The organism is Microvirga sp. VF16, from assembly GCF_016864375.1.
Taxonomy (GTDB): domain Bacteria; phylum Pseudomonadota; class Alphaproteobacteria; order Rhizobiales; family Beijerinckiaceae; genus Microvirga.
This window is the reverse complement of record NZ_CP069354.1, coordinates 534,393-555,017: the sequence shown is the minus strand read 5'-3', so window position 1 is coordinate 555,017 and position 20,625 is coordinate 534,393. Positions and strand designations below refer to the sequence as shown.

Annotated in this window: 19 protein-coding genes and 1 pseudogene; 18 read left to right on the top strand and 2 right to left on the bottom strand. The window is 63.0% G+C overall.

What is annotated here, in order from left to right:
* Positions 1–51: 51 nt before the first annotated feature.
* The 16 genes and pseudogenes from JO965_RS02695 (at position 52) to JO965_RS02620 (ending at position 16,902) form a co-directional block, all read left to right on the top strand.
* The gene (locus JO965_RS02695) at positions 52–1,512 is read left to right on the top strand and encodes a PLP-dependent aminotransferase family protein (RefSeq protein WP_203442181.1); all 1,461 of its coding nucleotides are present in this window, start codon (positions 52–54) and stop codon (positions 1,510–1,512) included.
* A gap of 214 nt (positions 1,513–1,726) precedes the next feature.
* A complete protein-coding gene (gene eutB, locus JO965_RS02690; protein ID WP_203442180.1) occupies positions 1,727–2,716 on the top strand; it encodes a hydroxyectoine utilization dehydratase EutB in 990 nt (329 codons plus the stop codon).
* Positions 2,716–3,729: an ectoine utilization protein EutC gene (gene eutC, locus JO965_RS02685; RefSeq protein WP_203442179.1), complete on the top strand. Its 1,014-nt coding sequence runs from the start codon at positions 2,716–2,718 to the stop codon at positions 3,727–3,729. The genes eutB and eutC overlap by 1 nt, the downstream gene beginning before the upstream one ends.
* Positions 3,726–4,904 (top strand): ectoine hydrolase DoeA, encoded by a 1,179-nt coding sequence (gene doeA, locus JO965_RS02680; protein WP_203442178.1) that lies wholly within the window; start codon positions 3,726–3,728, stop codon positions 4,902–4,904. The genes eutC and doeA overlap by 4 nt, the downstream gene beginning before the upstream one ends.
* Complete coding sequence (gene doeB, locus JO965_RS02675) at positions 4,901–5,908, top strand: N(2)-acetyl-L-2,4-diaminobutanoate deacetylase DoeB (RefSeq protein WP_203444036.1); 1,008 nt, start codon at positions 4,901–4,903, stop codon at positions 5,906–5,908. The genes doeA and doeB overlap by 4 nt, the downstream gene beginning before the upstream one ends.
* Before the next feature lie 83 nt (positions 5,909–5,991).
* Positions 5,992–6,843: an ectoine/hydroxyectoine ABC transporter substrate-binding protein EhuB gene (gene ehuB, locus JO965_RS02670; protein WP_203442177.1), complete on the top strand. Its 852-nt coding sequence runs from the start codon at positions 5,992–5,994 to the stop codon at positions 6,841–6,843.
* A gap of 78 nt (positions 6,844–6,921) precedes the next feature.
* Positions 6,922–7,587: an ectoine/hydroxyectoine ABC transporter permease subunit EhuC gene (ehuC, locus tag JO965_RS02665; RefSeq protein WP_203442176.1), complete on the top strand. Its 666-nt coding sequence runs from the start codon at positions 6,922–6,924 to the stop codon at positions 7,585–7,587.
* On the top strand, positions 7,584–8,276 hold the full coding sequence (gene ehuD / locus JO965_RS02660) for an ectoine/hydroxyectoine ABC transporter permease subunit EhuD (RefSeq protein WP_203442175.1): 693 nt from the start codon (positions 7,584–7,586) through the stop codon (positions 8,274–8,276). Before ehuC ends, ehuD begins: the two co-directional genes overlap by 4 nt.
* Entirely contained in the window at positions 8,273–9,040 is a 768-nt protein-coding gene (gene ehuA / locus JO965_RS02655; RefSeq protein ID WP_203442174.1) for an ectoine/hydroxyectoine ABC transporter ATP-binding protein EhuA, read from the top strand. The genes ehuD and ehuA overlap by 4 nt, the downstream gene beginning before the upstream one ends.
* Before the next feature lie 125 nt (positions 9,041–9,165).
* On the top strand, positions 9,166–10,677 hold the full coding sequence (locus JO965_RS02650) for an NAD-dependent succinate-semialdehyde dehydrogenase (protein WP_203442173.1): 1,512 nt from the start codon (positions 9,166–9,168) through the stop codon (positions 10,675–10,677).
* 13 nt (positions 10,678–10,690) lie between these two features.
* Entirely contained in the window at positions 10,691–12,082 is a 1,392-nt protein-coding gene (locus JO965_RS02645; RefSeq protein WP_203442172.1) for an aspartate aminotransferase family protein, read from the top strand.
* A 96-nt stretch (positions 12,083–12,178) separates the two neighbouring features.
* Positions 12,179–13,306, top strand: a complete 1,128-nt coding sequence (gene ald, locus JO965_RS02640) for an alanine dehydrogenase (RefSeq protein WP_203442171.1) — start codon at positions 12,179–12,181, stop codon at positions 13,304–13,306.
* A 156-nt stretch (positions 13,307–13,462) separates the two neighbouring features.
* Positions 13,463–14,836 (top strand): ArgE/DapE family deacylase, encoded by a 1,374-nt coding sequence (locus JO965_RS02635; RefSeq protein WP_246776724.1) that lies wholly within the window; start codon positions 13,463–13,465, stop codon positions 14,834–14,836.
* A 354-nt stretch (positions 14,837–15,190) separates the two neighbouring features.
* A complete protein-coding gene (locus tag JO965_RS02630) occupies positions 15,191–15,619 on the top strand; it encodes a MerR family transcriptional regulator (protein WP_203442170.1) in 429 nt (142 codons plus the stop codon).
* Positions 15,555–15,827: pseudogene (locus tag JO965_RS02625) on the top strand (carboxymuconolactone decarboxylase family protein); the annotation flags it as partial. The gene JO965_RS02630 and the pseudogene JO965_RS02625, both read left to right, overlap by 65 nt.
* A gap of 79 nt (positions 15,828–15,906) precedes the next feature.
* Entirely contained in the window at positions 15,907–16,902 is a 996-nt protein-coding gene (locus JO965_RS02620; protein WP_203442169.1) for an aldo/keto reductase, read from the top strand.
* 441 nt (positions 16,903–17,343) lie between these two features.
* Here JO965_RS02620 and JO965_RS02615 read toward each other — a convergent pair whose 3' ends face one another.
* Entirely contained in the window at positions 17,344–18,729 is a 1,386-nt protein-coding gene (locus tag JO965_RS02615; protein ID WP_246776723.1) for a PLP-dependent aminotransferase family protein, read from the bottom strand.
* 200 nt (positions 18,730–18,929) lie between these two features.
* Between JO965_RS02615 and JO965_RS02610 the strand changes: the two genes are divergently transcribed.
* Together JO965_RS02610 and JO965_RS49250 are read left to right on the top strand one after the other, a co-directional pair.
* Complete coding sequence (locus JO965_RS02610; protein ID WP_203442167.1) at positions 18,930–19,364, top strand: DUF983 domain-containing protein; 435 nt, start codon at positions 18,930–18,932, stop codon at positions 19,362–19,364.
* Positions 19,365–19,434: 70 nt separating this feature from the next.
* Positions 19,435–19,737 (top strand): aminotransferase class I/II-fold pyridoxal phosphate-dependent enzyme, encoded by a 303-nt coding sequence (locus JO965_RS49250; protein WP_203442166.1) that lies wholly within the window; start codon positions 19,435–19,437, stop codon positions 19,735–19,737.
* Here JO965_RS49250 and JO965_RS02600 read toward each other — a convergent pair.
* Entirely contained in the window at positions 19,656–20,453 is a 798-nt protein-coding gene (locus tag JO965_RS02600) for an MOSC domain-containing protein (protein ID WP_203444034.1), read from the bottom strand. The genes JO965_RS49250 and JO965_RS02600 overlap by 82 nt on opposite strands.
* Positions 20,454–20,625: the final 172 nt, after the last annotated feature.

Here is a 20,625-nt window from a genome sequence, read left to right as displayed (position 1 = left end):
GTTCCAGCACAATGTAAGGCTTTATCCATTTCAATCGTTCGAGACAATCCCATGCGCGAGCTGCCTCGCCCCCTTGATGACCAAGACGCCTTTATCCAACCCGAGGAAACGCGGATTGCGGACTGGCGCCCCACACTGACCAAGCGGAAGGGGGTCACGAAGCACAAGCTTCTGACCGAACGGATCATCGCGGATATAGACGCGGATATCCTGCCGGCGCATGCGCGCATGCCGACGCACCGGGACCTTGCCCGGCAGCTCGGAGTGTCCGTGCAGACAGTGAGCCTCAGCTATCGGGAGGCCGAGCGGCGCGGCTATCTGCGTGGAGAGGTCGGCCGAGGCACCTTCGTCCGCAGTCGGGTTACGGAGAAGGCCGACCGCTTCATGCTTGATCGGGATCCTGGCGAGACCGTCGATCTCTCCATTATCCGGGCGGTCTACACCGAAGCGCACGAAGACGCGTCCCGCGCCGTCATGAGGCGTCTTGCCCAGAGCGACAACAGCGCCTTCATGCGCCCCTGCAGGCCCATTGCGGGGCTGGAGCGCCACCGGGCGGCGGCACAGGTCTGGTTGAGAGGTCTTGATGCGGAGGCGGCGACGGATCGCATCCTGATCACGAACGGCGCCGCCCACGGCCTGTTTCTGGCGGTCGCAGCCATCGTCCAGCCTGGCGAGATCGTTCTCACGGAGAATCTGACGGACCATGGCATCATCGGCCTTGCCAATGTCCTGGGCTTTACCCTGCGCGGCGTCCCAACCGACCACGAAGGCATTCTCGTGGAAGCCTTCGAGGAGGCCTGCGCTGCCGGCGGGGTGACCGCTCTGGTGCTCATCCCCTCGCTGGGTAATCCGACCAGCCATGTGATGGGCGCCGAGCGGCGGCGCGCCATCGCGGAGATTGCCCGTCGCTACGGCATCTATGTCGTGGAGGACGAAGTCTATAAGCCGCTGCTGGAGACTCCGCTTCCATCCTTTACCGAATTGTTGCCCGACCTCGGCTTCTTCGTCACCAGCTTCACGAAATCGGTCCTGACGGGACTGCGTGTCGGATATCTCGTGGTGCCGCCGCAATACTCGATTCGCGTCGCAAGCATCATGCGCGTGACGAGTTGGAGCGCCACGAATCTTCCTGCCGAGATCGCAACCCTGTGGATCGAAGACGGCACGGCCCTGAACCTGATCGACCTGCAACGCCGGGAGGTGCGGGCGCGCCAAGCCATGGTGTCGGAGATCCTCGGAGCGCACATCGCCCGGACTCATCCCTTGTCTCTTTGCGCTTGGCTGAAAGTGCCGCCTCGCTGGACGGAAGAAGGACTCGTGCGGATGCTGGCTCAGAAGAACATCGCCGTGACCCCGGCTGATCCCTTCAAAGCAGCGGCAGACAGCACGGGCGGCATCCGCATCTGTATCGGCGGTCGTCTTTCCCACGCCACCCTGAGCCGCTCGCTGCGGACGATTGCAGAGACCTTTGAACAGTTGCCGCCAGTCTTCGATACGAGTTCCATTGCATAAACTGCAGCCTCCTGAACAAGGCATCGGGTGAACCGGGCCAGGATTGTTTCATGACAATATAATGATTGACATGAAAATTGACGCATCACACCATCGCTTTGTCCTGGCAAAATGTCAGCCGGCAAGGGGTGACGATGCAGTCGAGCCGCACGCATTATCGAAGTCATGAAACTTGCCGCGTCGGTACGGGCGCAGCCTGCCAGGGCCGCTGCGCATGAGCTTGGTCGGCCTCGATAGCATCACGGCAGCCGCCAACCGGATTTCCGGTCATGTCCGGCGAACGCCTTTGGTCGAGTCTCCCAGCCTCTCAAGGCACTGCGGCGTTCCAGTCTTCCTCAAGCTCGAAAGCCACCAAACCACCGGCAGCTTCAAGCTCCGGGGCGCCACCAATGCAGTTTTATTGCTTGGGAATGAGGCGCGTGCACGGGGTCTCGTCACTGCGTCCACCGGCAACCACGGACGTGCCCTCGCCCATGCGGCCAAGGCGGAAGGTGTGCGGGCGGTCGTGTGCATGTCAGCCCTCGTGCCCTCGAACAAGGTCGAGGCCGTGCGGGCACTTGGCGCGGAGGTTCATATCGTGGGCCGCTCCCAGGACGACGCCCAGGACGAGGTCGATCGGCTGGTGCGCGAGGAGGGCCTGACGGCCATCCCGCCATTCGACCATCCAGACGTCATTGCCGGTCAGGGCACCATGGGCCTGGAGATTGCGGAGGATTGCCCGCAAGCCGAGTTGATCCTCGTGCCCCTCTCGGGCGGCGGCCTCGCGTCCGGCGTTGCTGCGGCAATCAAGGCCGAATTGCCCAGCGCCCGCGTGATAGGCGTGTCGATGGAGCGAGGAGCCGCCATGGAGGCGAGCCTGCGGGCGGGGCAGCCGGTGGCCGTCGAGGAATTCGAGACGCTGGCGGATTCCCTCGGCGGCGGCATCGGCCTTGCCAACCGCTACACGTTTCCCATGTGCCGCGACCTTCTGGACGGCACGATCCTGCTGACCGAGGACGAGATTGCGGCAGGCATCTGCCACGCCCATGCCGAAGAGGGCGAGGTGGTCGAAGGCGCCGGCGCGGTCGGCATCGCTGCGCTGATCGCTCGCAAAGTGCCCTTGAACGGTCCAGTCGTTGCCGTGCTTTCGGGCCGCAATATCGACGAAGCCCGCCATCGCAGCCTCACGGGCGCGGATGGGCTCGCGACGGCGGGAGATTCCTGATGGCCAAGATGGTCATTCTCACCGAACCCGATCTGCGCAGGATCGTCACCCTCGACGACAGCGCGGTCGCCTGCGTTGAGGATGCCTTCCTGGCGCTCGCCACCAAGCCTGTCGTCATGCCACCGATCCTGCGTCTCGACATCGTGGAGAACCGGGGCGAGGTCGACGTGAAGAGCGCCTATGTGCCGGGCCTCGACGGTTTCGCTATCAAGGTCAGCCCCGGGTTCTTCGACAACCCGAAGATCGGCCTGCCGAGCGTCAATGGTCTCATGATGCTGCTCAGCACGAAGACCGGCCTCGTGGAGGCGCTGCTGCTCGACAACGGCTATCTCACGGATGTGCGCACCGCCGCCGCCGGAGCCGTCGCTGCGAAGTATCTGTCGCGGCAGGATTCCGAAAGCGCCGCCATCTTTGGCGCAGGCATCCAGGCGCGCCTGCAATTGCAGGCGCTGACTCTCGTGCGCCCGATCCGCCGCGCCATGATCTGGGCTCGCGACCCTGCCAAGGCTGAGGCCGCCGCGCGGGACGCATCCGCAACGCTGGGCATCCCGGTGGAACGATCTTCCTCGCCTGAGGCCGCCTGTCGCAACGCGGACATCATCGTCACGACGACGCCTGCCGAGCAGCCGATCCTGAAGGCCGAGTGGGTCCGGCCCGGTCAGCACATCACGGCCATGGGCTCGGATTCCGAGAACAAGAACGAAATCGACCCAGCCCTGATCGCCCACACAATCTATGTGGCAGACAGCCTCGCACAGACGCGCCGCCTCGGCGAGTTGCACCACGCCATCCGCCTCGGCCTGATGCCCGCCGACAAGGTTTTCCCCGAACTTGGCCAGATCGTCGCCGGACAGGCGGCAGGCCGGGAGCGCCCGGACGCCATCACCCGGTGTGACCTCACGGGTACCGGCGTGCAGGACACGGCCATCGCCACTCTCACCCGCCGCCGTGCTGCGGAAGCCGGTGCGGGCAAGGCCATCGATACGCTAAAACCAACCGGAGAAACGCCTTGAGCGCGCCCAATCTCAATTTCAGCCGAGCGGAATACGCCGAGCGCCTCGCCAAGACGCGCAAGGCCATGGAGAAAGCCGGGATCGACCTTCTGATCGTTACCGACCCGTCCAACATGCACTGGCTGACGGGTTATGACGGCTGGTCCTTCTACGTCCACCAATGCGTGCTCGTACCGCCGGACGGCGAGCCGATCTGGTACGGACGCGGCCAGGACGCCAATGGCGCAAAGCGTACGGCCTATCTGTCCCACGACAACATCATCGGCTACCCGGACCATTACGTGCAGTCCACGGAACGCCACCCGATGGACCATTTGTCCGGCATCATCGCCGAGCGCGGCTGGAACAAGGGCACAATCGCGGTCGAGATGGACAACTACTATTTCTCGGCGGCTGCCTACGCGTCATTGGCGAAGCATCTGCCGAATGCGAAGTTCAAGGATTCCCTATCGCTCGTGAACTGGCAGCGTGCCGTCAAGAGCCCGCAGGAAATCGAGTACATGAAGATCGCCGGGCGCATCGTGGAGAAGATGCACCAGCGCATCCTTGAGAAGGTCGAGCCCGGCATCCGCAAGAACGACCTCGTGGCCGAGATCTACGATGCCAGCCTACGCGGCGTCGACAATTACGGCGGCGACTACGCCGCCATCGTACCGCTCCTTCCCTCGGGCGAGGAAGCGTCGGCTCCCCATCTGACCTGGGACGACAAGCCCATGCGCAGCGGCGAAGGCACGTTCTTCGAGATCGCCGGCTGCTACAAGCGCTATCACTGCCCCCTGTCTCGCACGGTGTTCCTCGGCAAGCCCACTCAGGCGTTCCTCGACGCCGAGAAGGCAGTGCTGGAGGGTATGGAGGAAGGCCTTGCAGCCGCCAAGCCCGGCAATGCCTGTGAGGACATCGCCAACGCGTTCTTCGCCGTGCTCAAGCGCTACGGCATCGTCAAAGATAACCGCACGGGCTATCCCATCGGTCTGAGCTACCCGCCGGATTGGGGCGAACGTACGATGAGCCTACGCCCCGGCGACAAGACCGAGCTTCGGCCCGGCATGACGTTCCACTTCATGACAGGTCTCTGGCTCGAGAACATGGGCCTGGAGATTACCGAGAGCATCGTCATCACCGACAGGGGCGTCGAGTGTCTGTCCAACGTGCCGCGCAAGCTGTTCGTGAAATGATGGACACCATCCAGCGCCCCTCCCCCATCGCGGCCAGCGTCGATTTCGATGCGGATGGCGTGCAACACGGCTTCCTGCGTCTGCCCTACAGCCGGGACGACTCGGCCTGGGGCTCGGTGATGATCCCGATCACGGTGGTGAAGCGTGGCGAAGGGCCGACGGCCCTTCTCACCGGCGCGAACCATGGCGACGAATACGAGGGGCCTATCGCCCTCTTCGATCTCGCCCGCACGCTGACGACCGATCAGGTTCGGGGTCGGGTCATCATCGTGCCGGCCATGAACTATCCGGCCTTCCGCGCCGGGACCCGCACGTCTCCTATCGACCGGGGCAACCTCAACCGCAGCTTTCCGGGCCGACCGGATGGCACGGTGACGGAAAAGATCGCCGACTACTTCCAGCGCACATTGCTGCCGCTGGCCGACATCGTGCTCGATTTCCATTCCGGCGGACGCACTCTCGACTTCCTGCCCTATGCAGCCGCCCATGAGCTGCCGAACAAGGACCAGGAAAAACGCTGCTTCGATGCGGTCGCGGCCTTCGCGGCTCCCTATTCGATGCGAATGATCGAGATCGATGCCGTTGGCATGTACGACACGGCTGCCGAAGCAATGGGCAAGGTGTTCGTGACGACCGAACTTTCGGGCGGCGGCACCGCATCGGCCAAGACGGTGCGAATTGCCAAGCGGGGCACCCTGAACGTGCTCAAGCATGCCGGGATCGTCTCCGGCGCACCGGAGACGCAGCCCACACGCTGGCTCGACATGCCGTCCGCCGATTGCTTCCGCTTCGCGGAGGATGACGGCCTCGTGGAGCCTATCGTGGATCTGGGCGATCCGGTGCGCAAGGGCGACGTGATCGCGCGCATCCATCCGGTGGGCCGCACCGGACAGGCGCCGATGGAATATCGCGCCGCTCTCGATGGCGTGCTCGCCGCCCGGCACTTCCCGGGCCTCGTGAAAACCGGCGACTGCCTCGCGGTGATCGCCACGGTGGAGGACTGACCACACTTGAAACACCGCCAGCGACAACGCTGTAAGCCGGATCAACCGGCACGCGGATCCATAGACCCAGAGGAGAAAACCAGATGAAGAAGACCATCCTTTCCGGCATCGCCGCTCTCGCTCTCGTGGCGGGCATCGGCGCCGCTCAAGCCCTCACTCTCGATGAGGTGAAGAGCAACGGCTACATCCAGGGCGCGACGGCCAACGAGGTGCCCTATGGCTACATGAAGGAAGACGGCACCGCCGCCGGCATCGGCCCGGATGTGGCGATCGCCGTGCTCAAGAAGATGGGCATCAACGAGGTCAACTGGACCGTGACGCCCTTCGGCACTCTCATTCCCGGACTCAAGGCACGCCGCTTCGCTTTTGCGGCCGCCGAGCAGAACATTTCGCCCGAGCGCTGCAAGCAGGTCTCCTTCACGGAGCCGAACTCCAGCTACGGCGAAGGCCTGCTGGTGAAGAAGGGCAACCCGAAGAAGCTGACCACCTATGCGGATATCGCCAAGGATCCGTCCCTGAAGGTGGCCGTGGTATCGGGTGCCAACAACATCGACTTTCTCCGCGCCGTCGGCGTGAAGGAGAACCAGATCGTCATCATCCAGGCCAATGCGGACGCACTTTCCACGGTCCAGACTCGCGCCGACGCCTATGCGGCCACCGAGCTGACCGTCTCCAAGCTCGCCGAGGGCGGCACGAATGTGGAACAGGTCAGGCCCTTCACCGACCCGATCGTGAACGGCAAGCCGGTGCGTAACTACGGCGGCTTTGCGTTCCGTCCCGAGGACAAGGACCTTCGCGACGCCTACAATGCCGCGCTGGTCGAGTTCCGCAAGACGGAAGACTACAAGAAGATCCTCACGTCCTACGGCCTGAGCGAGGAGAGCATCAAGGCCGCCATGGCCAAGAACGTCGCCGACCTCTGCGCCGGCAAGTAGTCCGCCGCATCCTTCGAACCGCCCGGCCCGGAACTTGCATCTCCGGCCGGGCGGAACACCGTCAAGAAGGGATCGACGATGACCTGGTCGCAATATCTCGTGCCCCTGCTCAAGGGCGCGCAGATCACCGTGATGATTTCGCTCGCCTCGATCATGCTCGGCGTAGTCCTGGCTTTCGCAGCAGGCATCGCCCGCACATCGAGCAACCCTATCATCTCCGGCATTGCCTTTGTCTATATCGTGCTGTTCCGGGGCACTCCGCTCCTCGTGCAGCTCTTCTGGTTCTACTACGCCTTGCCCCTGATCGGCATTTCCTTCGACCCGATCACTACTGGCATCATGGTTCTCTCGCTCCTGACAGGAGCGTTCGGAGCCGAGGTGGTGCGCGGCGCTCTGCTTGCGGTGCCACCGCAGCAGCATGAGGCGGCACGTGCGCTGAATTTCAGCAAATCCTACACGCTCTGGCACATCTCCATGCCGCAGGCGATCATCGAGATGATGCCGGCCTTCGGCAATCTGGCGGTGCAGAATCTCAAGGACACGGCTCTCGTGTCGCTCATTTCCATCGCCGACCTGACATTCCAGGCCCAGTCCCTGCGCAACATCACCCTGGACAGTGCCACGGTCTACACCATGACCCTGCTGGGCTATTTCATCATCGCGCTCTGCCTCATGTTCATCATGCGGTTCATCGAGATGAAGCTCCGGCGCGGCCCAGCCTTTCCCCGGAGTGCCCATTCATGATGTACGGCTATGAATGGGACACGACGACGACGCTGTCCTTCGCCCTCTCGATCCTGCCGATCCTGGGGATCGGCCTTCTCGTGACGCTTCAGGCAGCGGCGCTGGGCTATGCCATCGCGCTGGTCCTCGGCCTTGTCCTGGCCCTGTTGCGGCGCAGCCGCTACAAGGCGATCTCCTGGACGGTCGCCTGCTTTACGGAGTTCGTCCGTGACACGCCGCTTCTGGTCCAGCTCTTCTTCCTCTACTACGTCCTGCCCGATTTCGGCATCGTCCTGCCCGCCTTCATGACAGGCGCGCTGGCGCTGGGCCTGCAATATTCGGCCTACACGTCCGAGGTCTATCGCGGCGGCATCAATGCCATCCAGCGCGGCCAGTGGGAGGCAGCAACGGCGTTGAACCTCACGCGGCTTCAGACCTACAAGGACATCGTTGTGCCGCAAATGATCCCGCGCATCGTCCCGGCGCTCGGCAACTACCTCGTGTCCATGCTGAAGGAAACGCCGGTTCTCTCCGTGGTGACGGTGCTCGACATGCTCGGCCTCGCCAACATGATCGGCGAGCGGACCTTCGATTATCTCGTGCCGCTCTCCATGGTCGGCCTTATCTTCCTCCCCATGACTCTCATCTGCTCGGCTCTCATCCACCTGGTGGAAAGAGCTCTGCCCAAAAGCGGGATTCCCCTGCGATGACGCCTATCATCCGCTTCAAGAACGTCACCAAACGGTTCGGCGCACTCACTGTTCTGGACAACTTCAATTTCGATGTCCGCCAGGGCGAGAAGGTGACGTTGATCGGGCCGTCCGGTTCCGGCAAGTCCACCGTTCTGCGCATCCTGATGACCCTGGAACCGTTTCAGGAGGGAGACCTGGAACTTGCCGGCATCAGCTATCACGAGAAGCATGGACGCGGTGCATTCAAGGCCAGCGATAAGCACCTGCACAGGATCCGCAGCAATGTCGGCATGGTGTTCCAGAGCTTCAATCTGTTCCCGCATATGACGGTGCTGCGCAACATCGTGGAAGCGCCGGTCGCGGTGCTGAAGATGAAGCGCGACGAGGCGGAAGGCCGTGCCATTGAGCTGCTTCGCATGGTGGGGCTCCTGGACAAGAAGGACCATTATCCGAGCCAGCTCTCCGGCGGCCAGCAGCAGCGCGTGGCCATCGCGCGGGCGTTGGCCATGCGGCCCCGCGTTCTCCTCTTCGATGAGCCGACCTCGGCGCTCGATCCGCAGCTCGTTGGCGAGGTGCTGGGCGTCATTCGCGGTCTCGCCCATGAACACGACCTGACCATGCTTCTCGTCACCCATGAAATGCGCTTCGCCCGCGAGGTCTCCGACCGGGTCTGCTTCTTCGATAAAGGCCGCATCGTGGAACAGGGCGAGCCCGATCGCTTCTTCAGCAATCCTGAACAACCGCGTACGCGCGAATTCCTGAGTTCGGTGCTGAACGGCTGACCCAGGAAAGTCTCGGTTGCAGCCCGTCAAAACCGAGACTTTCTCTGCCTCCCTCGCCAAGAACCGAAAGTGTCTCGCCGCCTGAGCGGCTAGTGTCTCGCCATTGGTTTTCAGGAGAGCGCCGCATGAATGCGATCACGCACATCACCTCGTCCCTACCGGCCAAGCCCGACACCCACCCTGCCCTTAGCCGCCTGCGGGATCCGCGCATCCTGCGCGAAATGGCCTATATCGACGGTCGCTGGGTCGGAGCGGAAGCCGATGCCCGTTTCGAGGTGCGCGATCCGGCCTCGGGCCTGACCGTCGCCCACGTGTCCCGCCTGGGCGCCAAGGAAGCGTCCCAGGCGGTCGATGCCGCCGCTCGCGCATTGCCAGCCTGGAAGGCCCTTCTGCCTCAGGAGCGCTCGGCACGCCTGCGTGCCTGGCACGATCTCATCCTGGAGGCCCGCGAGGATCTCGCCCTTATCATGACCCTGGAACAGGGCAAGCCCCTCGCCGAGTCGCTCGGCGAGATCTCTTACGCCGCCTCCTTCGTGGAATGGTACGCCGAAGAGGCCAGGCGCCTGAATGTGGAGAGCGTCACGAGCCACCTGCCCGGCACCGAGATGCTGGTGCGCCGGGAGGCTCTCGGCGTCGCGGCCCTGCTGACGCCCTGGAACTTCCCGTCGGCCATGCTGACTCGCAAGGCGGCTGCGGCCCTCGCCGCCGGTTGCACCGTGGTGGCGCATCCGTCTTCCTACACCCCGCTCTCGGCGCTTGCTCTGGCGGAACTGGCGGAGCGTGCAGGCCTGCCAGCGGGCGTCTTCAACATCGTGACCGGAGACGCTGAGCCCATCGCCAACCGGTTCTGCGACGACGAGCGCGTGCGGGTCGTCAGCTTCACGGGTTCGACCGCGATCGGCCGCAGGATCGCGGCCCGCTGCGCCGGAACCATGAAACGGCTTGTCATGGAACTGGGCGGTCATGCGCCCCTGCTGGTCTTCGATGATGCGAACATCGACAAGGCCGTCGAGATCGCCATGGCGGCCAAGTTCGCCACCTCCGGCCAGGATTGCCTGGCGGCCAACCGCATTTACGTCCAGCGCTCGATCTACAATGCTTTCTGCGAGGCGTACGGCAAGCGGATCGCCGGTCTGAAGGTCGGCCCGGGTCTCGAGGCCGACACGGAGATCGGGCCGCTGATGCATGCCAATGCCGTCTCGAAGGCTCACGCCCAGATCGACGATGCCTTGGCGCTGGGTGCCCGCCGCGTGGCCGGGGACGCAGCCCCTGCCGGACCGCTCTACGTGATGCCGACCCTGCTGGCCGATGTGCCGGACGACGCCCTCATCATGAGCGAGGAGACCTTTGCGCCGATTGCCGCCGTGACCCCCTTCGATACGGAGGAGGAAGTGGTGGCCCGGGCCAATGCGACCGAGTACGGTCTCGTGGCCTATGTCGTGACCGAGAACGGTGCGCGAGGCCTAAGGCTCGGCCGCGCCCTCGAATACGGCATGGTGGCGGTCAACCGGGTGAAGATCACCGGTGCGCCCATTCCGTTCGGCGGCATGAAGCAGTCCGGCATCGGCCGCGAAGGCTCGCGCCACGGCCTCGAAGCTTTTACAGACCTCAAATACCTCTGCCTCGACATCAACTGATCCGGAGTTCCCCATGCTCGAAGAGAACCAGACTCTCGATAACCAACTCAACGCCTGGGACCGGGATCACTTCTTTCATCCCTCCACCCATATGGCCCAGCATGCGCGCGGCGAAACGCCGAACCGCATCATCACGGGCGCGGAGGGCATATATATCGTCGACCGTCAGGGCAAGCGCAGCCTCGACGCCTTTGCGGGCCTCTATTGCGTGAATGTCGGCTACGGCCGCACCAAGATCACCGATGCCATCGCGGCGCAGGCCGCCGCCCTGCCCTATTACCACGCCTATGTGGGCCACGGCTCGGAGCCGTCGATCCGTCTTGCCAAGATGATCATCGACCGGGCTCCGAAGGGTATGAGCCGGGTGTTCTTCGGCCTCTCCGGCTCGGACGCCAACGAGACCAACCTCAAGCTCGTCTGGTACATCAACAACGTGCTCGGGCGCCCGGAGAAGAAGAAGATCATCTCGCGCTGGCGCGGCTATCACGGTTCGGGTCTCATGAGCGGCAGTCTCACGGGCCTCGCCGCCTTCCACAACCTCTTCGATCTTCCCCGTCCGCCGATCCTGCACACGGAAGCGCCGTATTACTTCCGCCGCCCCGACCGCTCCATGAGCGAGGAGCAGTTCTCGCAGTTCTGCGCCGACAAGCTCGAGGAGATGATTCTGGCCGAGGGGCCGGAAACCATCGCGGCCTTCATCGGCGAGCCGGTGCTCGGCACCGGCGGCATCGTGCCGCCGCCGAAGGGCTATTGGGACAAGATCCAGCCGGTGCTGCAGAAATACGATATCCTGCTCATCGCCGACGAGGTTATCACCGGCTTCGGCCGTCTCGGCACCATGTTTGGCTCCGATCACTACGGCATGAAGCCGGACCTGATCACCATCGCCAAGGGCCTGACCTCGGCTTACGCCCCGCTTTCCGGTGTCATCGTGTCGGAAAAGCTCTGGCGCATCCTGGAGCAGGGCTCCGACACATACGGCCCCATTGGCCATGGCTGGACCTATTCGTCTCACCCGCTTTGCGCGGCGGCAGGCGTCGCCAATCTCGAGGTGGTGGACGAGCTCGATCTCGTGGCCAATGCGGGCGAGGTCGGCACCTACTTCAAGAAAGCCCTGACCGATGCCGTGGGCGGCAACCGCTTCGTGGGCGAGGTGCGCGGCGAAGGCCTGATGGCAGCCGTCGAGTTCGTGCGCGACCGGGACGACCGGGTGTTCTTCGATGTCTCCGAGAAGGTCGGCCCGCGCATCACAGCAGCCCTGCTCGAGCGGGGCGTCATCGGTCGCGCCATGCCGCAGGGCGATATCCTCGGCTTTGCTCCGCCGCTCTGTCTGACACGGGACGAGGCCGACACCATCGTGGCAGCTACGAAGGATGCCGTGGAAGCCGTGACGTCAACTCTTTGACGCTTTCTCCCTTGACGGGCAGGTGAACAAGCCTGCCTGTTATTCAAGCCATCACCGACAACGATACAAGGTCGGGAACATCTGGGAGACGCTCACATGCTGATCGGGGTGCCGTCAGAAATCAAGGACAACGAAGCTCGCGTGGGGCTGATCCCCTCGTCCGTTCACGAACTGACCCTTCATGGTCATCGCGTCATGGTGCAGTCCGGAGCGGGCCTCGGCTCAGGCTTCACCGATGAGGATTACGGACTCGCCGGAGCCGAAATCGTCGACGGTCCAGACGCGATCTTTTCGAACGCCGAGATGGTGGTGAAGGTCAAGGAGCCTCTGGCTCAAGAGCGCAAGCGCCTGCGGCCAGGGCAGATCCTGTTTACCTACCTGCACCTTGCGCCCGACCCGGAGCAGACCCGGGATCTCATGGAGTCGAGGGCTATCTGCATCGCCTACGAGACGGTCACCTCGCCCTCGGGCGCCCTGCCCCTTCTGACGCCGATGTCCGAGGTCGCGGGAAGACTCGCGCCACAGGTGGGGGCCCACGCTCTTGAAAAGGCGCAGGGCGGACGCGGCATTCTGCTGGGTGGTGTTCCGGGCGTGCCGGCTGCTTCCGTGGTGATCCTGGGTGGAGGCGTGTCGGGCACTCACGCAACCACGATTGCCGTCGGCATGGGCGCGCAGGTGACGGTTGTCGACCGATCGCCGGAGGCCTTGAGGCGCCTCTCGAGCCAATTCGGCAACGCGATCTCCACGGTTTATTCCACGCGCGCGGCGATTGCGGAGCTTGCCAGGGAGGCCGATCTCATGATCGGCGCGGTGCTCATTCCCGGCGCCGCCGCTCCGAAGCTGGTGAGCCGCGAGGTTTTACGCACCATGAAGAAGGGCTCTGTCGTCGTGGACGTTGCCATTGACCAGGGAGGCTGCTTCGAGACTTCCCGCCCAACCACGCATTCCGAGCCGACCTATGTGGTGGATGATGTCGTTCACTATTGCGTCGCCAATATGCCAGGCGCGGTGGCCCGGACGTCCACCTTGGCCCTCAACAATGCAACGCTGCCGTTTGTGCTGGCTCTCGCGGACAAAGGCTGGCGTATGGCGCTGTCACAGGATCCGCACTTGCTTGCCGGCCTGAACGTGTTCGATGGCAAGATCACCTGCCAGCCTGTTGCGGAGGCACAAGGGCTTCCCTATACGCCGGCCCACACCCTGGTGGAGGACCACCGCTCCTGAGCGGCTGGCGCATCGTGCGGCTCTTAGGGTCGTGCCGGACGATGCGTTTGAACTGATCCCACGAACGCGAAGTCATCTCTGGATTCTCACAACCGATGAAGTCATCCGGCGTCTTCGGTCAATCCGGTTCTCGGCTTCCTACCAAAGGCTCCCGCATTGACGACTGCAGCTCCCAAGACCGAATTCTCATCGATACGTCCCCTTTCCGAAGCCGACCGGGATCGCATACTCGCCGCTGTCGACACGGCCTTTGAAACCCAGCTTGACTTTCTGTCAGACCTGATCCGTTGCGTCTCGCTTCGGGGGCAGGAAGCCGAGGTACAGGAACTTGTCGAAAGGGCGCTTTTGGAGCGCGGATATCAGGTTGATCGCCAATCGATCGATCCAGCTCTGATAGGACAGCATCCGGCTTTCTCCCCGGCGACGGTTAGCTATGACAAATCCTGGAATGTCATCGGAGTTCACAACCCGCCAATGATCGATGGGCGATCCCTCATCCTGAACGCCCATGTCGATATCGTGCCCACAGGCGATCCAGAACGTTGGCAGTATCCGCCCTTCGAGCCGACGCGGCATGGCGAGTGGTTGTATGGCCGTGGCTCCGGAGACATGAAGGCGGGGCTGTCTGCGGCGATCTTTGCTCTCGATGCGATCAGGGCTGCAGGACTTGAACTGACGGCCCCCGTCCAGATCCACTCTGTCGTAGAGGAGGAGATCACTGGGAACGGAGCCGCGATGGCTGTGGCCAGTGGAAAGATTGCCGACGCGGTTCTGATTCCGGAACCGACCGACGAGAAGCTCGTTCGGGCAAACTCCGGCGTGATCAAATTTGCCATCACGGTTCAGGGCACTCCTGCTCACCCACGCGAAGTCAGTGGAGGTGTGAGCGCACTTGAAGCGGCGATGCGGCTCATCGATCACTTGCGTAAGCTCGAGGCACGCTGGAATGAGGAGCGACCGACAAGGCCATTCTTCGACGAGGTCGACAATCCTGCAGCTCTGACCATTGGGACGATCAATGGCGGCGAGTGGATCGCATCTGTTCCATCATGCTGCCGCTTCGAGGGTCGCATCGGCTTTTATCCTGGCGATGACCCGCAGGAGCGCGTGAAGGAATTCGGGGCCTTTGTCGCTGTGGTGGCGGCCGATGATCCGTTGGTGCAGCGCTGCCCGGGGCCCGTTGTGGAGTGGGTCGGTGTCGTACATGCAGGCTATACCCTTGATCCCGGGTCCGAAGCCGAGGCCGTCCTAGCCGAGGCTCACGCTGCTGCCAATGCACCTGATGGTTCGCCAATACAGACCTATGTCATGGCGTGCTACCTGGATGCTGCCGTCTATTCCGTCCACGCGAGTATTCCCTCTCTGGTCTACGGGCCCATTGCGGAGAACATCCACGCCATCGACGAGCGTGTATCCCTTCCTTCCTTGCGGCGTGTGACGAAGGCGATCGCATTGTTCGCGGCATCGTGGTGTGGCGTTCGCCCTGCAGAGAGCGCACCGCGCATCTCTGCCGCGGGTCTTGAATCCTGAACTTTCGGCTGAGGCCCTGATCGAGAGATAGGAAGCACGGCCATTCGAAGAAACATCCAACGAATTCCTGACCTACGACAATTGCTAGGCCGCGCAAGCTGAAGTTCTGCAATGGGTCAGACATTCAGGCCGCGCAACAAACATCGGCTTTGAAGCACCAAAGCCGGCCAAGCTCTTTGGTCCGGGGACCCCAAGAGCCGCCTTTTGGCTCGGATTGCGGTCCTTCTGCTATCGACCCACGGACGACGCACAACCGTCGCCTCTATTGCGGCACTGGCGAAGCCATTTTGCCCCTTGACTTAGAGTGCGCTCCAACCCCTAGCCTTGGAAGCATCGGGGCGAAAGAGAGCATCCATGAAGATCGGGGAACTGGCGAAGTGCTCGGGGTTGTCAGCCCACACCATCCGTTACTATGAACGGATCGGGCTGCTTCCATATGCCGACAGGGATCAATCGGGTCAGCGTGACTACGACGCATCAATCCTGATCTGGATCGAATTCCTCGGCCGTTTGAAGATGACCGCCATGCCGATCCGGGAGATGCTGCGCTACGCAGCCTTGCGGGAGCGCGGCGTCGACACGGAAGCGGAACGCCGTGAGCTGCTGGAACAGCATCGCGAACGTGTGCGTGCCCGCCTGGCCGAACTGTCGGATTGCCTTCTCCTCCTCGACAACAAGATCGCCGGCTACACCGCCACAACGATGAGGAGAAAGGAATATGACCCGGCACCTCCAGAGCACCGACGAAAGCCGGCTCGCGCGCGGCCGGCGCATGCTCGCTGAAATTGACGGCGAAGCCGGCAGCAACAATGTGATCGCGGCCCTGGCAGACATGGCACCCGACTTTGCAACCTATCTGTTCGAGTTTCCTTTCGGCGACATCGACAGCCGACCGGACCTCAATCTACGCGGCCGCGAGACTGCAACGATCGCCGCGCTGACAGCTTTGGGCAATGCCACCCCAACAGAAAGCCCGTCCCTGCAATGCGGGAGACCCACGGCCGGACAGAACTGGGCATCGCTGGCCAGTCTGCCGGTGGATCTATGGCGTTAAACAAAAGGAATGAACCGTGAAGACACGCAAACTCGGTCCCCACCTCACCGTTTCGGCCGTTGGGCTCGGTTGCATGGGCATGAGCCACGCATATGGTGGCCAGGACGAACAGGAGTCCATCCGCACGCTTCATCGGGCCGTCGAGCTCGGCGTCACCTTCTTCGACACGGCTGAGGCCTATGGCCCATTCGAAAACGAAATCCTGGTCGGCAAGGCGTTGAAGCCCTGCCGCGACAAGGTGGTGATCGCCACGAAGTTCGGCTTCCGGCTCGACATAAGCAAGAAGGGCGCGGACGCCATGTCTGGCGTCGACAGTCGGCCGGAGCATGTCCGCGAAGTGGCCGAGGCGTCGCTGAAGCGGCTCGGGGTCGAGGTGATCGACCTTTTCTACCAGCACCGCATCGACCCGCAGGTACCGATCGAGGATACCGTCGGCGCCATGGCGAATCTTGTGAAGGAAGGCAAGGTACGCGCGCTCGGCCTTTCGGAGGCGGGAGCCGCCATCATCCGCCGGGCCCACGCTATCCATCCGATTTCCGCTCTTCAGAGCGAATACTCGCTCTGGACCCGCGATCCGGAAGGCGAAATCCTCGACACCTGTCGTGAACTCGGCATCGGCTTCGTGCCGTTCAGCCCGCTCGGCCGCGGTTTTCTGACGGGCAAGATCCAGAAGCCGGAGGATTTCGGCGCCGAGGATTTCCGACGGACGCTTCCCCGCTTCAGTCCCGCGAACATGGCCGCCAACGCCTCACTCGTGAGAATGCTGGAGGAGATGGCGGTGGAAAAGGGCGTGACAGCGGCACAGCTCGCGCTTGCCTGGATCATCAACCAGGGAGATTTCATCGTGCCCATTCCCGGTGCACGGAAGATCGCGCATCTGGAGCAGAACGTCGCGGCTGCGGATATTACGCTTTCACCGGAGGAGCTGAAGTCGCTCGGCGACATGCTGGCGCCGGAAAAATTCGCCGGCAAGCGCTATGGCGATGCAGCCATGTCGCTGACCAACAGGTGAGTTTGCGTGATGCCACCCTGTCCTCGGCGTGGCATCACAATCAAATCGAGTGCTCTCCATCCGCTGATGAAAGTAAAGGGAGACGATGTTGGAGGAGGAGACAGTCCAGTCCATCGTCTAACTTTACTTGGACGACAGGGACGCATCCCTGTCGTTCGCGAAGCTCAATCGAAAAACCGGCTCCCTATGCGGTCGTTCGCCGTCCAGATCTTAGGATCGCAATAGGTCAGGCATGAAGTTCGCCGACTTTTTGGAATGTCTGGTGCTCCCGCGTAAGCGGACATTCGGTGTACTTCCGCCCCCTGCCATTAGGCGACCTTTACGGCTCCCGTTTATCCATTCCATCGGGGTCCGCCCCACCAGGTGATCGAGTTAGCTGTTACGTCGTCGCGATCCCCTCGCGCTGATTGAGGACGCGACAGTACCCGCGCTTTAAGCAGGTCACACGATCGAGGACAGAGCGCTGGGGCCATGCGACAGGACCGTCGCCAGAAGGTTGAGCCCGCGTTCCAGCACGGCTTGGTTCTGTGCCGCGCCAAGAGAGACGCGAATGGCCTCCGGAGCAGGCCCGACCGCGAAGGCCTCGCTTGGCACCAGGGCAAGGCCCGACTGCCGCGCATAGAGGTTGAGGTCGGTCCGGCGCCAACGCTCCGGCAGGGTCAGCCAGAGATGATGTCCTTCCGGGTGAGCCTGGAATTCGAGGCCTTGCAGAGTTCGGCGTGCGATAGACTGCCTGGCGGCACTCTCCTCGCGAATGGCCGCCGTGATGGCATCCAGCGTGCCGTCCAGGATCCATTTCGAGGCGAGGGCCGCCATGAGGGGCGGCATCATCAGGGACATGGCCCGGATTTCTGCCGCGAGCCGCAGGGTGTCGGCAAACCCGGGTGTAACCACGTAGGCCGTCCTTAGGGTGGGTGTCACGCACTTCGACAGGGTGGCGATGTGCCAAGTGATCTCCGGCGCGAGCGCTGCGATCGGTGCCGGAGCCTGGCGGGGCAGTGCGCCGTAGGCGTCATCCTCGATAATCGCGATGCCGGTGCGGCGTGCCACTTCGGCGACAGCTTCGCGCCGCTGGGTGGACATGGTCGCTGTTGTCGGATTGTGGACGGTGGGGACGCAGTAGACCGCTCTCAGCTTCTCACGCCGGCATGCGTCCTCCAGAGCGGCAGGGTCGATCCCTTCCCGGTCCATGGCTACGGGCACCAGCCGTACCTTGAGCTGCTCGGCGATCGCGCGCAGGCCCGGATAAGTGAGATCCGGCACGCCGATGGCCTCGCCCGCCTGAACCAGAACCCGCACGACGGCATAGAGCGCCGTCTGGGCGCCTGATGTCACCACGAGGCGATCGACCGGGACCGGACCCAGGCGTGCGCCGAGCCATCGGGCGGCTGCCGCGCGATCCGGCCCGGCGCCGACGCTCTCCTGGTAGTGCAGGTGCATGAGTCCGTGGGGAGACGAAAGGACACCTGCAATTCCCTCCTGGATACGCTCGCGCAGCCTCGCCGCCGATGGCTGCGGTGGCATGTTCATGCTCAAGTCGATGATCGGGGAGTCGGCGGGCCCGGCATTGTCCTGTTCCGGCGCCTTGCCCCGCACGTAGCTCCCCCGTCCGGTGTTGGCCTCTATCAGCCCCATCCTGCGGGCCTCGTTGAAGGCGCGGGTGACGGTGGTGAGGTCCACTCCGAGTTCTTTCGCGAGCTGGCGCTGCGGCGGCAGGCGGTACCCGGGCTTGAGGCGTCCGGACTGCACGTCGGCCAGCAGAGCCTCCGCAATGGCCAGGTACTTCGGCCCGCTTTCCTTCTCGATCTGCGGCAACCAGGACAACACGTTTCCTTGACCTTCTTGTCTTGTAAATGTATGGCTCATGCACGACATACATAATGTGCAAAGTGGGCTGGTGCAAACCTCGACCCGGTCCGTTGCATCTTCTCGGCTCGGGCACCGAAATTATTGCCTAATGTATGGACAATCAATCCATACATATACAACTGACCCCGAAAACCGGGCCTAGATCTGAAGGATCTGAGATGACCAAGACCCTGACCGCCAAGGACGCCGTCCTCAAGTACGGCCTCAAGTGCCGCTGCCCCAAATGCGGGAAAGGCCGCCTATTCAACGGCTTCCTGACGCTCGCCCCGCGTTGCGAGTCGTGCGGCCTCGACTTCTCCTTCGCTGACCCGGCCGACGGTCCGGCCTTCTTCGTCATGATGACGATGGCCATTCCCGCAACGGCATTCGGCGTGTGGATCGAGATGGCCTACGAGCCGGGTCTGTGGGTGCACTTGCTCTCGACCTTGCCGTTTCTGTTGCTGAGCTGCGTGCCGACGATCCGTCCGTTCAAGGGCATGCTGGTCGCCAGCCAGTACTTCTACAAGGCCGAGGAAGGCCGTTTCGCAACCCCGCAACGGGCCGATGCGAAGAATGAGGTAAGCTCCGTCGGGTCCGCCGCGTCGGGCGGCTGAGTCTTTCGCCGTTCAAGAAGGCTGCCGCTATGTCCGATACCAACCCTATGTCGACTTCGTCGATCCGGGAATGGCGCACGATACCGCCAATCTGGCGCGGGAGTGCGACAACGTCCTGCTCCTTCGCACGATGAGCAAGGGCTACTCCCTCGCAGGGCTGCGCCTGGGCTACGGGATCGGCTCGCCGGGATTGGTTTTGCCGATGCTGACCAAGACCAAGGATTTCGTACAACGTGGACGCAATCGCCCAGCAGGTAGGCGAGGCCGCGGGGTAGGCCTCGACGGCATGGATCACTCAAGCGCCAGCGTCGCCTGCTCGCGATCGAGACTGTCGCCGGTCTCGATCACGCCGCCATCGAGCACTTCGGCATAGATGCCGCAATCGAAATGGCCATAGGCTTTCATCAGGCTTTTCGGGATTTCCAGGTCGCGGATGCCTCTCTCCGGATCCACATTGGTGGCGGCGCAGCGCGTGATGCGACTGGTGACTTTGAGACGCAGGCCCGAGGGCGCGGTCAGCACCTGGCCGACGAGGTCGAACTCGGCCCACGGCGCCAGACCCTCGATATGAATATTGCCGCGAAAGCGCAATGGATCGACCGGCGCACCGACCACATTCTCCAGTTCACGCACGCTCGCCAGATTGATGAGCGAGACGAAACCGCGCCGGGAATCGGTGAAGCGGAAGCCGTCGGGTGCTGAAAGCACCTTCGGCGGGCCGCGCAGTTCCTTCGGCATAAAGCGACGGAAGTAAGCTTCGATGGCAAGCCGCCCTTCCCGTGTCGAGAGATCGCCGCGAACCACCTCGCGCCCGCCCTGCTCGATGAAGAGCGTGGTGATCGAATCGAGATAGCGGGTTTTCAGCCGCGCCAGGCTCTCGTTCTTCATCAGCATCAGGAACTTGATCTTGGGCTGATGCTGCGGCTTGTCCGGATCGAACCCGGCCGGCCCGTTCTCGATGGCAAACAGCCGGTCGCCGGGAAAGTAGTCGCCCTTGGTGAGAGTGACGGACGTCAGCGGCTCGGGCGACAGGCCCTTGACCGGATAGCGCTGGAGGGACGTGATGCGGATGCTCATGGCTTCAGCGATAGAGGGCGCGGGGGTGCGGGGCAAGGGACCTGCTTAAACGTTCCGCGCCTCTCCCGTCATGGCCGGACTTGTTCCGGCCATCCACGTCTCACGCCAGTGCCGAATAAGACGTGGATTCCCGGGACAGGCCCAGGGATGACCTGGAGGGATTGAACAACGAAAAAGCCCCGCC

Excerpts from the sequence above, each read along its gene's own strand:
- JO965_RS02695 (WP_203442181.1), top strand. The coding sequence starts at position 52 with ATGCGCGAGCTGCCTCGCCCCCTTGATGACCAAGACGCCTTTATCCAA.
- ehuA (WP_203442174.1), top strand. The coding sequence starts at position 8,273 with ATGACGCCTATCATCCGCTTCAAGAACGTCACCAAACGGTTCGGCGCA.
- eutC (WP_203442179.1), top strand. The coding sequence starts at position 2,716 with ATGGCCAAGATGGTCATTCTCACCGAACCCGATCTGCGCAGGATCGTC.
- doeB (WP_203444036.1), top strand. The coding sequence starts at position 4,901 with ATGATGGACACCATCCAGCGCCCCTCCCCCATCGCGGCCAGCGTCGAT.
- JO965_RS02610 (WP_203442167.1), top strand. The coding sequence starts at position 18,930 with ATGACCAAGACCCTGACCGCCAAGGACGCCGTCCTCAAGTACGGCCTC.
- JO965_RS49250 (WP_203442166.1), top strand. The coding sequence starts at position 19,435 with ATGGCGCACGATACCGCCAATCTGGCGCGGGAGTGCGACAACGTCCTG.
- JO965_RS02645 (WP_203442172.1), top strand. The coding sequence starts at position 10,691 with ATGCTCGAAGAGAACCAGACTCTCGATAACCAACTCAACGCCTGGGAC.
- ehuD (WP_203442175.1), top strand. The coding sequence starts at position 7,584 with ATGATGTACGGCTATGAATGGGACACGACGACGACGCTGTCCTTCGCC.
- ehuB (WP_203442177.1), top strand. The coding sequence starts at position 5,992 with ATGAAGAAGACCATCCTTTCCGGCATCGCCGCTCTCGCTCTCGTGGCG.
- ehuC (WP_203442176.1), top strand. The coding sequence starts at position 6,922 with ATGACCTGGTCGCAATATCTCGTGCCCCTGCTCAAGGGCGCGCAGATC.
- JO965_RS02650 (WP_203442173.1), top strand. The coding sequence starts at position 9,166 with ATGAATGCGATCACGCACATCACCTCGTCCCTACCGGCCAAGCCCGAC.
- eutB (WP_203442180.1), top strand. The coding sequence starts at position 1,727 with ATGAGCTTGGTCGGCCTCGATAGCATCACGGCAGCCGCCAACCGGATT.
- JO965_RS02630 (WP_203442170.1), top strand. The coding sequence starts at position 15,191 with ATGAAGATCGGGGAACTGGCGAAGTGCTCGGGGTTGTCAGCCCACACC.
- ald (WP_203442171.1), top strand. The coding sequence starts at position 12,179 with ATGCTGATCGGGGTGCCGTCAGAAATCAAGGACAACGAAGCTCGCGTG.